The organism is Zhengella mangrovi (genome assembly GCF_002727065.1).
Taxonomy (GTDB): Bacteria; Pseudomonadota; Alphaproteobacteria; order Rhizobiales; family Rhizobiaceae; genus Zhengella; species Zhengella mangrovi.
On the sequence record NZ_PDVP01000004.1, the window covers coordinates 232,617 to 247,781 of the forward strand.

Genomic DNA, 15,165 nt, shown 5'->3' on the forward strand with positions numbered 1-15,165 from the left:
TATCAATGGCCGCCAGACAAACCGGCCGCCACCTGCCAGACGGCCAGGGCCGCGGAAATGGCCGCGCCGGCGAGTCCCCACCAGCGCCAGGCCCGCAAACCGGTTTCCGGCTGGCGCGTGCCGATGAAGAACAGCGACAGGTTGACCAGGGTAAAGACGGCCAGGGTGACCAGGCTCGTCGCCTCCGCAAGGCGGACAAGCGGAAAGAGGAGGGCGAGGGCGATAATGATGACCGCCACGGCCCAGGTGGCGCGTGCGGGGGTCTTGTGGACGGGATCCACGCTGGCGAACCACCGCGGGATCAGGCCTTCATTGGCCATGCCGTAGAGCACGCGGGCGGCCATGATGATCTGAACGAGGATGCCGTTGATCATGGCGATCGCGGCAATGGCGGCGACCGGTTGGCCAGGCCAGCCGGTGATGCGCTCGAACATCACGGCCACCGGAGCGGCGGAACCGGTGATGGCGGACCGGTCGGGCATGAGCGTCGCGATGGCGGCGAGCGCGACATAGATGACCATGGTGGCGCCCAAGGTGAGAAGGATGGCGCGCGGCGCGGTGCGCTCCGGTTCCCGCGTCTCCTCGGCCATGTTCTCGATGTCCTCGAAACCGATGAAAGCGAAGAAGGCGATCACGGCCGCGGACAGCACGGGCGCCATGACGGCGAGGTCGGCCGACGGTGTGAAGGCCAGCAACAGCCGTTCGCCATCGCCCAGCAAGGGCAGGCCGGCCAGGACGATCACCAGCAGCGTGCCGACTTCCAGAACGGTGATGACCGCCGCGAAGATCACGCTTTCGCGGACCCCCCACCATGCGACCAGCGCCAGCACGACAACGATGCCGGCGGTCAGCAGCGGCGCGGGAACGGGAGCGAGGGAGCGGACATAGCCTGCAAAGGCCAGGGCGATGACGGCGCTGGACACGATGCCGGTGACGACGACGCCAAGGCCGACCAAGCGTCCGGCAAGCGATCCGAGGCCGCGGTTGACGAAGACAGCTTCGCCGCCGGCGCGCGGAAAGACGCGGACCAGAAGGGCGTAGGACAGGCCTGTGGCGCCGGCAATGACGCCGGCCAGCAGGAAGGCCAGTGGCGCGCGATCCCCGGCCAGTGCCAGGATCTCGCCGACCAGTGCGAATATGCCCGCGCCCACTGTCACGCCGACGCCGTAGAAGACCAGCAGCGGCAGGGTCAGCGAGCGGTTCAGAACCGGTTTCTCAGATGTGCTCATGTGTGCCAGTATCGCGGCGCCGCGCGGGCTGGCCATGATCCGGATCAAGGCCGGTGTCCGCGCTGGAGCCTTCGCGCTTTTCTCCCCATCCCTTTAAGCCTTTATCCTGTTGTCCTGACGCAACCCCGGACGCAAAACCGGTTCCCACTTTTGCCGGAATTGGCTCTTTCCTCGCGCAATCCCGGACGCAAAACCGGTTCCCACTTTTGCTGGAATTGCTTTAGCATCGCCATCTGGCAAGCATCGGAGATGCCCTGGTAATGAGCGGACTGAAAGACGTGATCGGCAGTGCCGATCTTGCTGCCCTGCTGGGGTTCGTGGCAGCCTGGCTTGCATTCGAACTGGCCGTTGACCACACGCCTCTGAAGCACCGGAGCCTGTCCGGCCTGATGGCGCGCCGCCGGGCCGCCTGGATGCTGGTAATGGCCGAGCGCGATATGCGCATGGTCGATACCGCGGTGCTGAGCGGGCTGCAGCAGGGCGCAGCCTATTTCGGCACCGTGGCGATGCTGGCCATCGGCGGTTGCTTCGCCGCGATGGGGGCGACCGAGCAGGCGCTGCGGCTGTTCCAGGACCTGCCGCTGGTGGGAGGCGTCAGCCGTACGCTGTTCGAACTGAAACTGGTCGGACTCACGCTGATCTACGTCTATGCGTTCTTCAAGTTCGGCTGGTCCTACCGGCTGTTCAACTACTGTTCGATCCTGGTGGGCAGCGTGCCGCAGCCATCGGATGCCGATGCTGAAACGCGCCGGCGGCAAGCCATGCAGGCCGGCGAGATGAACATCCTGGCCGGCCGGCATTTCACGGCCGGGCAGCGCGGGCTGTTCATGGCGCTTGCCTACCTGGGATGGTTTGCCGGCCCGGGTGCGTTGATCGGGTCGACGCTGTTCGTCATCGCGGTGCTGGTGCGCCGGCAGTTCTTTTCCAACGCCCGGCGCGCGATTGCCGGTGATCCCGACTGAGCGGGACCCGGTCAGGTGTTGAAACGGAAGTGCATGATGTCGCCGTCCTGGACGACGTATTCCTTGCCTTCGTCTCGCGCCTTGCCGGCTTCCTTGGCCGCCTGTTCACCGCCCAAGGCCACGAAATCGGCAAAGGCGATCGTGTTGGCGCGGATGAAGCCGCGCTCGAAGTCGGTGTGGATGACACCGGCGGCGGCCGGCGCCTTGGTGCCGCGTTCCACCGTCCAGGCCCGGGCCTCCTTCGGCCCGACGGTGAAATAGGTGATGAGATGGAGGAGGTCGTAGCCGGCGCGGATCAGCCGGTCGAGACCCGGCTCCTCGAGACCCATTTCGGCTAGGAATTCCCTGGCCTCGTCATCGGACAACTGGGCGACCTCGGCCTCGATGGCCGCGGAAATGATGATGGTGGAAGCGCCCTGTGCCGCGGCCATGGCCTCGACAGCGCGTGTATGCTCGTTGCCCGTGGCTGCATCGCCCTCGGCCACGTTGCAGACGTAGAGCACGGGGTGGGAAGTGAGCAGGTTGAGGCCTTCCAGGATGGCGAGGTCCTCGTGCGCGATGTCCTTGCGCAGCAGACGCACCGGCTTGCCCTCGTTGAGAAGCGCGATGGCCTGCTCCATCATCGGCAGTACGGTCATGCTTTCCTTGTCCTTGGCCTGGGCCCGCTTGCGCACGTTGACAGCGCGCCGCTCCAGGCTCTCCAGGTCTGCCAGCATGAGTTCGGTTTCCACCGTCTCCGCATCGGCGACGGGATCGATCCGGCCTTCGACATGGGTGATGTCGTCATCCTCGAAGCAGCGCAGCACGTGGACGATGGCGTCCACCTCGCGAATGTTGGCAAGGAACTGGTTGCCGAGCCCTTCGCCTTTCGATGCGCCGCGCACGAGGCCGGCGATGTCGACGAAGGAAATGCGCGTCGGGATGATTTCCTTCGAGCCGGCGATCTTCGCGATCTGGTAAAGGCGCGGATCAGGCACCGCTACTTCGCCGGTGTTCGGCTCGATGGTGCAGAAGGGATAGTTTGCCGCCTGGGCGGCCGCTGTCTTGGTCAGCGCGTTGAAGAGAGTGGACTTGCCCACATTGGGAAGCCCGACGATGCCGCATTTGAAGCCCATGGAAAAAGCCTGCCGGATGGTGTCTGATTTTTGCCGAAGGCTATGCGGGACAGGGCGTCAAAGGTCAAGGGCGCGCCATGGCGCATTTCCGCTTGCCCGCTCAAGGCTGGACAGGCCGCTGCGCCTGTGCCAACCAGCAGCGATGAAGACCTTGATCCGCAAAAACGGCGTTCGGCGTCATGGCCGAATTACGGTCCCGGCCTGACGGCAGGCCGGGTTTCGCTTTCCATGGATCACATGCGCCTCGTGCGCTCGACAAGGTCTTCGCTCATGTCTCAGTCCTCCCCCACATTGCACATGCTGTGCGGCAAGATCGCCGCGGGTAAATCCACGCTGGCTTCACGGCTTGCCGGTTCCGAGCGAACCGTCCTGATTGCCGAGGACGATTGGCTCGACGCGCTGTTCTCCGACCAGATGGCAACGATCGCGGACTACGTCCGCTGCTCGGGAAAGCTCCGCGCGGTGATGGGCCCCCACGTTTCGGCGCTGCTCGAGGCGGGGACGTCGGTCGTTCTGGATTTTCCGGCCAATACCGTCGGCAACCGCGACTGGATGAGAGGCATCCTCGAGGCATCCGGAGCGGCGCACCAGCTTCACGTGCTGACGGTGCCGGACGAGGTCTGCCTGGCCCGCCTGGCCCGGCGCAACGCCGGCGGGGATCATCCGTTTGCGGTCACTGAAGAGCAGTTTCACCGGATGAGCCGTTACTATGTGGAACCTACGGCCGGGGAAGGCTTCAACATCGTCTCGCACGGGAATCCGGGATGAACCGGGCGCAGCCGGCAGTCAGTCCCGTCCGAGCAGCTTTTTCAGCATCTCCGCCATGGGACCGCTTTCGGGCACCTTGACCTGCGGCTTGCCCTGGCGGGCCTGACGGATATGGCTCTGGCCCTTTGCCGACTTGCCGGCGGCGGGAGACCTGGCAGCCGGGGCAGCGTCAGCCTTGCCGGCATCGGCGTGCTGCGGGCGGGTGAGGACGCTCACCCGGTTCATGAACCCGGCGTCGTCGCCCTTGGCGAGCAGGGGCGCTGCGTCGGCGATGGCATCCATGAGGGGTTCGAGCCATTCGCCATCCGCCTTGGCGAAATCGCCGAGCACCCAGTTGTGGACAAGGTTGCGGTCGCCCGGATGGCCGATGCCGATGCGGATGCGGCGGTAATCCTTGCCGCAATGGGCATCCATCGACTTGATGCCGTTGTGGCCGCCATGGCCGCCGCCGGTCTTCACGCGGAGCTTGCCCGGCGCAAGGTCGAGCTCGTCATAGAAAACGGCGATGTCGGCAGGCGTCAGCTTGAAGAAGCGCATGGCCTCGCCAACCGACTGGCCGGAGAGGTTCATGAAGGTCTGCGGCTTCATCAACAGCACTTTTTCGCCGCCGAGATGGCCCTCGCAGATCTCGGCCTGGAACTTCTTTGCCCAGGGCGAAAACGAATGGCGGCGGGCAATCGCGTCCGCCGCCATGAAACCGGCGTTGTGCCGGTTGTTCGCATATCGTGCGCCCGGATTTCCAAGACCTGCAAAGATGAGCATGGTCCGGCCTCCCGGGCTGGACCGGATCGGTCAGGATCCGGCTTATTCCTCGTCTTCGCCGTTCTCGACCTCGGTCTCGGCACCTTCTTCACCCTCGGCAGCTTCCTCGGACTTGAGGCCGGCCGGAGCGGCAATGGTGGCGATCGTGAAGTCGCGGTCGGTGATCGTCGGGATCACGCTCTTGGGCAGGTTGACCGACGAAATGTGGACCGAGTCACCGATGTCGAGGCCGGTCAGGTCGATCTCGAGCGCGTCGGGGATCGCGTTGGCCGGGCATTCCACCTCGACTTCGTGGCGAACGATGTTGAGCACGCCGCCACGCTTGATGCCGGGGGCCGCTTCCTCGTTGAGGAAGTGAACCGGGATTTCCACGGTCACCTTCGTGTTGCGCGAGACGCGCAGGAAATCGACGTGGGTGGTGAAGCCGCGCACCGGATCCATCTGGTAGTCCTTCGGAAGGACCTGGATCTTCTCGCCATCGACGTTGATCGTGGCGATGGTGGTCATGAAACCGCCAGCGTGAATCTTCAGATGCACTTCCTTGTAGGGAAGGGCGATGGAAACGGGGGCTTTCTTGTCGCCGTAGATGACGGCGGGAATCTGGCCGTTGCGCCGCAATGCACGGGAGGACCCCTTACCTGCCCGATCGCGCTTGACGGCCGCGAGCTCGTAGGATTCGTGGCTCATGGCTTGTCCTTTTCATGTTTCTGGAGCGCCGCCCCGGACGATATCCGCCGGACCGACGTGACGCGGTTTCCGCAGCCGGATCACGCCTCCCTGTCCTCAGGGAGCGCGTTCTGCCAGGCAAGGGCGGGAGCCGCGACGTCCACGTTGCCTCCAAGGGTGTCTGCGTGGACCGGGCGCTCATAGCCGAAGCCTCCCACAAAAGCAAGCTTTGGCCTTTTCCGGAACATGCAGGCGGCCGCTCCGTTGCCTGTCCAGTGTTCCTCGCGACGGCAAACGCCAACCGCAGGAGCCAGTCACGAAGAACCAATCCAACGAAAGGTTTCCCACGATGATGAAAATGATCGCTTCTGCCGCCGCCATCACCTTGCTGAGCGCCGTGCCGGCGCTGGCGCAGGGAGAAGCCAATTACACGCCCTCGATCGACGTCGCCAATGCCAAGGTCGAAGGCAATCGTATTACCGGTGTCGGTGTCCAGATCAACCGGACAGGCTATCTCGTGGTCCACAACGACGGCGCCGGTGCCGCGCCCAATTCCATCGGCAACATCCGTATCGATCCCGGTGAAACCATGGATCTGTCGATCGACCTCACGGGTGACATCGGTGCCAACCCGGTGCTGATGCTGCACTACGAGACGAACGACAATACCACGTATGATTTCGGGCCGGGTTCGACGGACGTCGATACGCCGGTGATGAATGGCGACAAGCCCGTGGTCGTGCCGCTCAAGACCGGCATGTAACCACCGGCTCCACCTTGCGGGGTGGCGGAAACGGGCGGCTCTTCGGGCCGCCCGTTTCTTTTTGCCTTGACGGCCGCACCCGTGTCATCTGCCTGATACAGGGCGAGGGCAGGGAGACAGGATGAGCAGCGACGACCCGGCAAGAACGGACACGGAGCGGGCATTGACCGGCCATCGCGACCTGCTGGTCACCTTCGGTCGGATCGGGCTCCTGTCGTTCGGCGGGCCGGCTGGGCAGATCGCGCTGATGCACCGCATCCTGGTAACGGAAAAGGGGTGGCTGAGCGAGTCCCGGTTCCTGCATGCACTCAATTTCTGCATGGTCCTGCCGGGTCCGGAAGCCATGCAACTGGCGACCTATGCCGGCTGGCTGAAGGCCGGGTGGATGGGCGGACTGATCGGCGGGCTGCTTTTCGTCCTGCCGGGTTTCGTGATCCTGTGCGCATTGTCGGCCCTCTACATCTTTCTCGGCGACGTGCCGGTGGTGGAAGGCGTGTTTCACGGCCTGTCGGCGGCAGTACTGGCACTGGTTGCCGAGGCGCTGGTACGATTGTCGAAACGCGCCCTGAAGGGCGCGGTGCCGGTGATGATTGCGTTTACGTCCTTCCTGGCCATTGCCTTTCTGAAAGTGCCGTTTCCGCTGATCGTCCTGTCGGCCGCGATCGCCGGCTGCCTGCTGTTGCGCCGCCACGCCGGCGATTCGGAGGATGATGAGGATGCAGGGGTGCCGGCCTGGCCGCAGAGCCTCCTGGCCATCGCGGTCTGGGGAACTGCCTGGATGGTTCCGCTGGTCCTGCTGCTGCTGGCCTTGCCCGGATCGGTGTTCTCCGGCATGGCGCTGTTCTTCTCCAAGGCGGCGGTGGTCACCTTCGGCGGGGCCTACGCGGTGCTCGCCTATGTCGGCCAGCAGGCCGTCGAGGTGCACGGATGGCTGTCGGCCCGCGACATGGTGACCGGTCTCGGCCTCGCCGAAACGACACCCGGTCCGCTGATCCTCGTTCTCGTCTTCGTCGGATTTGCCGGCGGCAGCCATCTTGCCGGCATCGGGCCTTTCGCCGGCGGAATGGCGGGCGCGGTGACGGCGCTCTGGTTCACCTTCGCCCCGTGCTTCCTTTGGATTCTCGCCGGTGCCCCGTTCATGGAGCGCCTGCGGCAGGTGGCATGGCTTTCCGCGGCCCTCTCGGGTGTCACGGCCGCCGTCGTCGGCGTCATCGCCAACCTCGCCCTCTGGTTCGGGCTGCACGTGATTTTCGGCAAGGTGGAGCCGGTGGCGTGGGGGCCCTTCGAGCTTGCGCTGCCCGCGCTGTCGACGGTGGATGTCACGGCGGGCGTGCTTGTCACGGGAAGCGCAATCGCGCTCCTCAGCCTGCGCTGGCCCGTCGCGGTCGTGCTCGCGTCGGCCTGTGTTCTCGGGATCGGGATTCGCGCGCTGTGATCAGTCGAACAGCGAGGAGACCGACTGTTCCGAGGCGGTACGGGAAATCGCTTCGCCGAGCAGGTCGGCGATCGAGATGACGCGGATGTTGGATGCCGCTTCCACGGCCGCCGTCGGCTGGATGGAGTCGGTGATCACCAGTTCCTTCAGCTTGGACGAGGTGATGCGGTTGACCGCGCCGCCCGACAGGACGCCATGGGTGATGTAGGCGGTCACGGACGAGGCACCCTTGTTGAGCAGGGCGTCGGCGGCATTGCAGAGCGTGCCACCGGAATCGATGATGTCGTCGATCAGGATGCAGTCGCGGCCGCTCACGTCGCCGATGACATTCATGACCTCGGATTCGCCGGGGCGCTCGCGGCGCTTGTCGACGATGGCCAGCAGCGAGTCGATGCGCTTGCCGAGCGCGCGGGCACGGACCACGCCGCCGACATCGGGCGAGACGACCATCAGGTTTGACAGGTCGTAGTGGGCCTTCACGTCGCGGGCGAGCACCGGAACCGCGTAGAGGTTGTCAGTCGGAATGTCGAAGAAGCCCTGGATCTGGCCGGCGTGCAGATCGAGGGTCAGCACGCGGTTGGCGCCGGCCTCGGTGATCAGGTTGGCAACGAGCTTGGCCGAGATGGGCGTGCGGGCGGCCGGCTTGCGGTCCTGGCGGGCGTAGCCGAAATAGGGGATGACCGCGGTGATCCGTCGCGCGGAGGAGCGGCGGAAAGCGTCGATCATGATGAGCAGTTCCATCAGGTGATCGTTGGCCGGGTAGGAGGTCGACTGAAGGACGAAAACATCCTCGCCGCGGACGTTCTCGTTGATCTCGACGAAGATCTCCTGATCGGCGAACCGGCGGACCGATGCCTTGCCGAGCGGGATGTTCAGATAGCGTGCCACGGCTTCGGCAAGGACGCGGTTTGAGTTGCCGGCGAACAATTTCATGGCTTTGCCCCTGGGACGATCGGCGATGACCGGCCTTTTAGCCACGTTCAGCAGCAATGCAAGGGCTCAACTGACGATTCGCTGATAGACACACAAAAAACGTTAACCGGCGTTCCCGGATCCGGGCGCATGGGTTGAAAGCCAGGCGACGAGTTCGCGCATCATCAGGTCGGCGATCTGTTCCATCGTCGCCGCAGGAACGACCTGCCAGGGATCGGCGGCATTGGCTTCGCCCGGCACGACCTGCTTGCCCTGGATGCGGTGAACGCGATTGCCCGTGGCGTCGAGGATATCCCAGACGTAGATGACGGTCGTCTGGCCGGCATCGGCCAGGGCCGAGAAATAACCCTTGACCAAGTGGGTCTGTGCCGGATCGTCCGCCCGGACGATCTGGAGCCCGGCTTCCCGGGCGCGAAGCGATATGCGGCGCGACATCGGCGTGACCGCATCGAGCGTGGAGCCGACGATCGGCGCGAAGCGGACCCGCACATCGGCCAGACCGGGGGCCATACCGGGCGTCGAGGGCTGTGCCGTTCCCTGGGTCGCGGGAACCAGCGACGCGGCGCGTTCTCCCGGCTGCCGTTCGGGTGTCAGGGTTTCCTGGGCCGTGCAGGCGGCCAGCAGGAGCGGAAAACTGGCCACGGCGGCGATCCGACGCGTCTTCCCCATGGCTGGCCTCCCGATTCGAACGTTCCTGCCCGTTCTTGTTGCATCACCCTCAGCGTACGATCAAGTCTGGTGTATGCCGCGACAGGGATTCCGGTGCACCGGCAGTGGTCAGGTAGGTCCTGCCAAGGCACATGGCGGTACCGGTGTCGGAATCCATGATGATCATGTGCGCGAACAGGGTCTGGTCCGGGGCGACCGGCTCGGGGTTGCCGGCGTAGAACATCTGCCGTTCCATCCACGACGGGGTAAAGCGGGCGCCGAGCGAATAACCGCAGGCATTGAGGCGATGCTTGGTCAGGCCGTGCGCCTCCATGGCCCTCGCGTGGGCGTCGAAGACGTCGCCGAACGTATTGCCGGGGATCATGGCCTTCTCGACGGCGGCCAGCGCAGCCTGCGCCGCTTCGAAGAGTTCCCGGTGCCGCTTGGACACCTTGCCGGTCAGCACGGTCTCCATCATGGCCGCGTGGTAGTGATGAAAGACGCCGGCCCATTCTAGCGTCAGCTGGTCGTTGGCGGCGAGCTTGCGCCGGCCCGCCTTGTAACGGCACAGAAGCGCATCTTCCCCGGAGCCGATGATGAACTCGTTGGCCGGGTAGTCGCCGCCGCCCTCGAAGATGGCGCCCTGCATGGCGGCGAGAATCCTGCCTTCGTCAGCGCCGCGCTTGATGAGCTTGAGCGCCGCATCCAGCGCGTCGTCGGCCAGGGCGGCCGCCTTGCGGGTCTTCTCGATCTCCTGCGGGCTCTTGATCAGGCGCAGGCCTGGCACCAGGGCGGAGGCATCGACGATGTCGCCAAAGGTCTGCAACTGTTCGTCAAGACGGCGTCCGTTGTGAGCGGTCAGCCCGTGGGTATCATACTCGACGCCGATGCGGCATCCGAGCAGATCGAGGTCGTTGAGCAAGTCGCGCAGGTTGACCGCCGGATTGGCGCCCTCCCTATCCGTCCAGATGACGATCTTCTCCACGTTGGAGGTCTGGCGCGCCTGGCGCAGGTCGGCCGAGCGGGTCAGCAGCACCATCTCGCCATCGGCCTTGACCACCAGGCACTGGAAGAAGCAGAAGCCGAACGTGTCATATCCGGTCAGCCAGTACATGCTCTCCTGGGCGAAGAGCAGAACCGCATCCAGCTTCGAATCGGCCATGGCCATGGCGAGGCGGTCGCGGCGGGCGGCGAATTCCGCTTCATCGAAATGCAATGCCATAGCTAGTTTCCCTCCAGGACAATCGCCGACATCTGGCGGCCGTAATCAGGTTCGCCGCGGTGGGTCTTGCGGCGATAGGAATAGAAGTCGTGTTCGCGGTCATACGTGCAATGGCCCGTCATGGAGGCCTGCACGCCAGCCTTCATCAGGCGGTCAACCGTGTAACCCTGCAGGTCGAACATGGCGTGCCCGGGCCGTGATGACGGCCCGAACCAGCGGGCGTTGCCGGGATCGGCCGCGGTGAAGCGTTCGACGAACTCCGGCCCGACCTCGTAGGCATGGCGGCTGATCGAGGGCCCCAGAACCGCGACGATGTCGTCCCTGCGGGCACCAAGGGTTTCCATGGCGCCGACCGTGTTTTCCAGGACACCGTCCAGCGCTCCTTTCCATCCGGCGTGGGCGGCGGCGATCACCCGGGCCTTCGGATCGGCAAACAGGATCGGTCCGCAATCCGCGGTCACCACCGCGATGGCAAGCCCCGGCGTGGCGGTCACGATGCCGTCGGCGCGCGGGCGATCGCCCTCGAACGGCCGGTCAACGGTGACCACGTCGGGCGAATGGACCTGCCAGGGCGATACCAGGTGGGCTTCGGCCACGCCGAGGTGAGCGGCCACGCGTGACCGGTTCTCGACGACGGCGGCCCGCTCATCATCGGAGCCCAGGCCAACGTTGAGCCCGGCGTAGATGCCACCGGATACCCCACCTGCGCGTGTGAAGAAGCCGTGCCGGATTCCCGAACCGGCAACATCCGTCAACGGGTCGGCCGTGACCGGTTCCGGTTTCAATGCCCTCGTCATGCGAATCCTGGTTGTGTCCTCGTTCGGGTGAATGTTGGGCCACGGGCAGGGCCAAAGTCAATGCGCCGAATCCGGCCTCACCCCTTTCCCGGCGGCGCCGGTCATCCTATTTTCCGTGACATGACCATCGCCTTCGACAATTCCTACGGGCGCCTGCCCGACCGCTTCTATGCCAGGCTTGATCCGGTGCCCGTCGGGCAGCCGAGCCTGATCGCGCTGAACAGGCCGTTGGCTGCGGATCTCGGCCTGGACGTGGACATGCTGGCTTCGGCGGAGGGGGTCGCCATGCTCGCCGGCAATCGCGTGCCGGACGGCGCGCTGCCGCTGGCCCAAGCCTATGCTGGTCACCAGTTCGGCGGCTTCGTCCCGCAACTTGGTGACGGCCGCGCCATCCTGCTCGGCGAGGTGATCGGCCGCGACGGCCTGCGCCGGGACATCCAGTTGAAGGGCTCCGGGCGGACACCATTTTCCCGGGGCGGCGACGGCCGCGCGTGGCTCGGCCCGGTGCTGCGGGAGTATATCGTGTCGGAAGCGATGCATGCGCTGGGCATTCCCACCACGCGGGCGCTGGCGGCGGTGGCAAGCGGCGAGCCGGTGGTCCGGGAAACCGTCCTGCCCGGCGCCGTGTTCACGCGCGTTGCCTCCAGCCACATCCGCGTCGGCACGTTCCAGTATTTCGCTGCCCGGCGGGATGGCGAGGCACTGCGGTTGCTGGTCGATCATGCGCTGGCACGCCATTACCCGGATCGCATGGAAGCGGAAAACCGGCCGCTGGCGCTCCTCGACGCGGTCGCAGCGGCACAGGCGCGGCTGATCGCCGAGTGGATGCGGGTCGGCTTCATCCATGGCGTGATGAACACCGACAACATGCTGGTTTCGGGCGAGACGATCGACTACGGGCCATGCGCGTTCATGGATGCCTATCATCCACGCACGGTCTATTCCTCGATCGACCGGCAGGGGCGGTATGCCTTCGTCAACCAGCCGGGCATCGCGCAGTGGAACCTGGCACAACTGGCGACCGCGCTGCTGCCGGTGATCGCCGGTGACACGGACAAGGCTGTGGAGAAGGCGCAGGCGGTCGTCGACGGGTTCGCGGACCGGTTCAATGCGGCCATGGGCGGGGTGCTTCATGCCAAGCTTGGGCTCGAGAGGAGCGAGGACGACGATGACGCCCTTGCCCGCGATCTGCTGACCGCCATGGCGGACAACGAGGCTGACCATACCAACCTGTTCCGCGCGCTGTCGGACCTGCCGGCAAACGGCGGTCCGCAGACGGACGAAGCGGCGCGGTCGCTGTTCGTCGATCCCGCAGCCTTCGACCGCTGGGCTGGGAAATGGCGTGCGCGGCTCGAACGGGAAGGGCGCAGCGATGAGCAGAGGACTGCGGCAATGAAGGCGGCCAATCCGGCTTTCATCCCGCGCAACCACCGCATCGAGGCGGTGATCGCCGCGGCACTCGACGGCGACCTGGCGCCTTTTCATGACCTGAACGCGGTGCTGGCGCGGCCCTATGCCGACCAGCCGGACCACGCCGGCTATGCCAGTCCGCCGCAGGCGCACGAGGTTGTGCAGGCGACGTTCTGCGGAACCTGATCCTTTCGTCCGCAGCCGGCCGCGCCATGGCATTTATCGGCGTTCGTTGACACGCATCAACGCCGCTGATGCCCGCGTTGCATATTCTTGCCGCTTCATCGGCCTTCCGGCAGCGCTCCCGCATGCCCCGGAGACGCTGCAAAGGTTGCACGCAACGTGAACGCAGGGAGAAAGCCGGATGACATTCCTTTCAAGGATCCTCGCCATCGCACTGGTGTGCCTGTTCCCGACCGTGGGGCCTGCCGCCTCGCAAAGCCTCCATGCCGCCATCCTGCAGGGCCATGCGGACGAGGTTCGCCGGATGCTCGACAGCGGCAGCGATATCAACAGTGCCGATGCCTATGGCTCGACGCCGCTGACGGTCGCGGCGACCTTCGGGCGCACCGAAATTGCGCGGATGCTGATCGCGGCGGGCGCGAATCTCGAGGCGACCGACGGCCAGGGATCCGCGCCGCTTCACATCGCGGCTTTCCTCGGACGGACGGAGATCGTGACCGCGCTGCTTGCCGGCGGCGCTGACCGGTACCAGCGCAACGGCGACGGCTCCTCGGCTCTCGACATCGCGGCAGCGGATTTCGATGACGACCTGCCGGTCTACGCGGGTCTCGGCAATGCCCTGAAGCCGCTGGGTCTGGTCCTCGACCTGCCGCGTATCCGCGCGGCCCGGCAGACGATTGCCGCGATGCTCGCACCGACGTCCGAGATGCTGGCGGACGTCCGGTTCGACCCGGTCGTGCGGGCAGGGGACTGGCCCGTCGCCAGCCCGCAAGAGGCCGGGCTGGACCGGCAGGCCATGGCCGCGCTTTACCTCGAGGCCTCTCATCTCGCCAATCTCTGGGGCCTGTTGGTGATCCGGGACGGTACGCTCGTCGGAGAGGCTTATTTCCACGAGGGCGGCATCGAGCAGGCGTCAACCCGCCATTCGATCACCAAGAGTTTCCTGTCAGCGCTCTACGGGATCGCGGTCGAAAAGGGCTGTGCTCCCGACCTGGACGCGCCCCTGCTGTCGCAGTTTCCGGAGATGACGGACGCCGTGCGCGACGACCGCAAGCGGGCGATCACGTTCCGGCAGATGCTAAAGATGCGGGCGGGATTTCCCATGGAGATCAATTCGCCACAGCATCACGACGCGCTGTTCATGAGCGGGAAATGGAACTGGATTGGCCACATCGCCGATTTCCCGCTGCTGGGCGATCCGGGGACGCGGTTCGGCTATTCCAACCTGACCTCGCAGCTCCTCGCCATCGCGCTGGCCCGCGCCTGCGACACCGACCTGGAACCCTTTGCCAGGCAGAACCTGTTCGAGCCGATCGGCGCGACCCTGGCGAACTGGACGAAGGGGCCGCTCGGCTACCGCATCGGTTGGGGGGAAATGTCGATCCCGGCGCGCAGCATGGCACGCTTCGGGCAGTTGTACCTAGACGGCGGGACCTGGAAATCCCGGCAGGTGGTCCCGGCCGACTGGGTCAGGTCCTCGCTTGCAAGCTACACGCAGAACGCCTGGACTACCCCGAAGCTCGGCCGCTACCTCCGGGACATCGGCTACGGTTACCAGTGGTGGTCGGCGCGGGCGGGGCAGCAGGACATCCATTTCGCCTGGGGCCATGGCGGGCAACTGATCGCGCTCGTGCCGGCGCTCGGCATGGTCGTCGTCACGACCGCCGATCCGCAACTCGGCCTCGATCCGATCCGCGATCCGGGCTGGGAACGCGAACTCGCCATCATCAACGTGGTCGGACATTACATCAGCGGCCTGCCCAAAGGCTGAGCGCCCGGGCGGCTTCATTGATACCCGTCAACGCCAACCGTATGCATTCGAATATCCTGAATTCTCAATCAAAGGAGGATCTGGAATGCGTGCGATTCATCTTGTGACGGCTCTTGGATTCTGCCTGGCGACCGGGTCGGCATGGGCGGCGGATTCGGCCTTCGGCATCACGGATACCGAATACCGCCTGTCGTGCGCCAGTTGCCATGGCATCGAAGGCAAGGGCGACGGGCCGGTGGCGCAATATCTCAAGATTGCTCCCGCCGACCTGACGCAGATTTCCAAGAACAATGGCGGCGATTTCCCGTTCATCCGGGTCATGGAGGTCATTGACGGGCGCGGCGTGGTGGCCGGTCACGGCACCCGCGACATGCCTGTGTGGGGCGACCGTTTCACCATGGCATCCGACAAGGAAGGCTTCGAGCGGGATCTCGCGGTGCGCTCACGCGTCCTCGAACTGATGTTCTTCGTCCTGTCAATCCAGCAGAAATAGGCAGGCCA

At 65.3% G+C, this 15,165-nt stretch carries 15 protein-coding genes; 7 read left to right on the forward strand and 8 right to left on the reverse strand.

Annotated elements, in window-relative coordinates; all coding sequences use genetic code 11:
• Window positions 1-2: 2 nt before the first annotated feature.
• On the reverse strand, window positions 3-1,229 hold the full coding sequence (locus tag CSC94_RS10060; RefSeq protein ID WP_165784392.1) for an APC family permease: 1,227 nt from the start codon (window positions 1,227-1,229) through the stop codon (window positions 3-5).
• Between the two features lie 260 nt (window positions 1,230-1,489).
• On the opposite strand from CSC94_RS10060, the gene CSC94_RS10065 reads away from it, so the two are divergent.
• Window positions 1,490-2,191, forward strand: coding sequence for a DUF599 domain-containing protein (locus CSC94_RS10065; protein ID WP_099306196.1), 702 nt, complete (start codon window positions 1,490-1,492; stop codon window positions 2,189-2,191).
• A gap of 11 nt (window positions 2,192-2,202) precedes the next feature.
• Here CSC94_RS10065 and ychF read toward each other — a convergent pair whose 3' ends face one another.
• The gene (ychF, locus tag CSC94_RS10070) at window positions 2,203-3,306 is read right to left on the reverse strand and encodes a redox-regulated ATPase YchF (RefSeq protein WP_099306197.1); all 1,104 of its coding nucleotides are present in this window, start codon (window positions 3,304-3,306) and stop codon (window positions 2,203-2,205) included.
• Window positions 3,307-3,534: 228 nt separating this feature from the next.
• Between ychF and CSC94_RS10075 the strand changes: the two genes are divergently transcribed.
• Window positions 3,535-4,074, forward strand: a complete 540-nt coding sequence (locus tag CSC94_RS10075) for a P-loop nucleotide/nucleoside kinase family protein (RefSeq protein WP_342585952.1) — start codon at window positions 3,535-3,537, stop codon at window positions 4,072-4,074.
• Between the two features lie 18 nt (window positions 4,075-4,092).
• Here the strand turns inward: CSC94_RS10075 and pth are convergent, their stop codons facing one another.
• Together pth and CSC94_RS10085 are read right to left on the reverse strand one after the other, a co-directional pair.
• Window positions 4,093-4,836: an aminoacyl-tRNA hydrolase gene (gene pth / locus CSC94_RS10080; RefSeq protein WP_099306198.1), complete on the reverse strand. Its 744-nt coding sequence runs from the start codon at window positions 4,834-4,836 to the stop codon at window positions 4,093-4,095.
• A 42-nt stretch (window positions 4,837-4,878) separates the two neighbouring features.
• A complete protein-coding gene (locus tag CSC94_RS10085; RefSeq protein WP_099306199.1) occupies window positions 4,879-5,523 on the reverse strand; it encodes a 50S ribosomal protein L25/general stress protein Ctc in 645 nt (214 codons plus the stop codon).
• A gap of 337 nt (window positions 5,524-5,860) precedes the next feature.
• Between CSC94_RS10085 and CSC94_RS10090 the strand changes: the two genes are divergently transcribed.
• Window positions 5,861-6,265: a DUF7282 domain-containing protein gene (locus tag CSC94_RS10090; RefSeq protein ID WP_133122863.1), complete on the forward strand. Its 405-nt coding sequence runs from the start codon at window positions 5,861-5,863 to the stop codon at window positions 6,263-6,265.
• Window positions 6,266-6,386: 121 nt separating this feature from the next.
• A complete protein-coding gene (chrA, locus tag CSC94_RS10095; RefSeq protein ID WP_099306201.1) occupies window positions 6,387-7,700 on the forward strand; it encodes a chromate efflux transporter in 1,314 nt (437 codons plus the stop codon).
• On the opposite strand, the gene CSC94_RS10100 is transcribed toward chrA, so the two are convergent.
• The 4 genes from CSC94_RS10100 to pgeF form a co-directional block, all read right to left on the reverse strand.
• A complete protein-coding gene (locus tag CSC94_RS10100) occupies window positions 7,701-8,633 on the reverse strand; it encodes a ribose-phosphate pyrophosphokinase (protein WP_099306202.1) in 933 nt (310 codons plus the stop codon).
• Between the two features lie 102 nt (window positions 8,634-8,735).
• Window positions 8,736-9,302: a hypothetical protein gene (locus CSC94_RS10105; RefSeq protein ID WP_099306203.1), complete on the reverse strand. Its 567-nt coding sequence runs from the start codon at window positions 9,300-9,302 to the stop codon at window positions 8,736-8,738.
• Between the two features lie 49 nt (window positions 9,303-9,351).
• Window positions 9,352-10,503: a M24 family metallopeptidase gene (locus CSC94_RS10110; protein ID WP_099306204.1), complete on the reverse strand. Its 1,152-nt coding sequence runs from the start codon at window positions 10,501-10,503 to the stop codon at window positions 9,352-9,354.
• A 2-nt stretch (window positions 10,504-10,505) separates the two neighbouring features.
• On the reverse strand, window positions 10,506-11,300 hold the full coding sequence (gene pgeF, locus CSC94_RS10115) for a peptidoglycan editing factor PgeF (protein ID WP_099306205.1): 795 nt from the start codon (window positions 11,298-11,300) through the stop codon (window positions 10,506-10,508).
• A 120-nt stretch (window positions 11,301-11,420) separates the two neighbouring features.
• Between pgeF and CSC94_RS10120 the strand changes: the two genes are divergently transcribed.
• From CSC94_RS10120 to CSC94_RS10130, 3 genes are all read left to right on the forward strand, one after another.
• Window positions 11,421-12,896, forward strand: coding sequence for a protein adenylyltransferase SelO (locus tag CSC94_RS10120; protein WP_099306206.1), 1,476 nt, complete (start codon window positions 11,421-11,423; stop codon window positions 12,894-12,896).
• Between the two features lie 178 nt (window positions 12,897-13,074).
• Window positions 13,075-14,664 carry a serine hydrolase gene (locus CSC94_RS10125; protein WP_099306207.1) on the forward strand — a complete coding sequence of 530 codons (1,590 nt, stop codon included), beginning with the start codon at window positions 13,075-13,077 and terminating at the stop codon, window positions 14,662-14,664.
• Window positions 14,665-14,749: 85 nt separating this feature from the next.
• Window positions 14,750-15,157, forward strand: a complete 408-nt coding sequence (locus CSC94_RS10130) for a c-type cytochrome (protein WP_099306208.1) — start codon at window positions 14,750-14,752, stop codon at window positions 15,155-15,157.
• The last annotated feature ends 8 nt before the right edge of the window (window positions 15,158-15,165 follow it).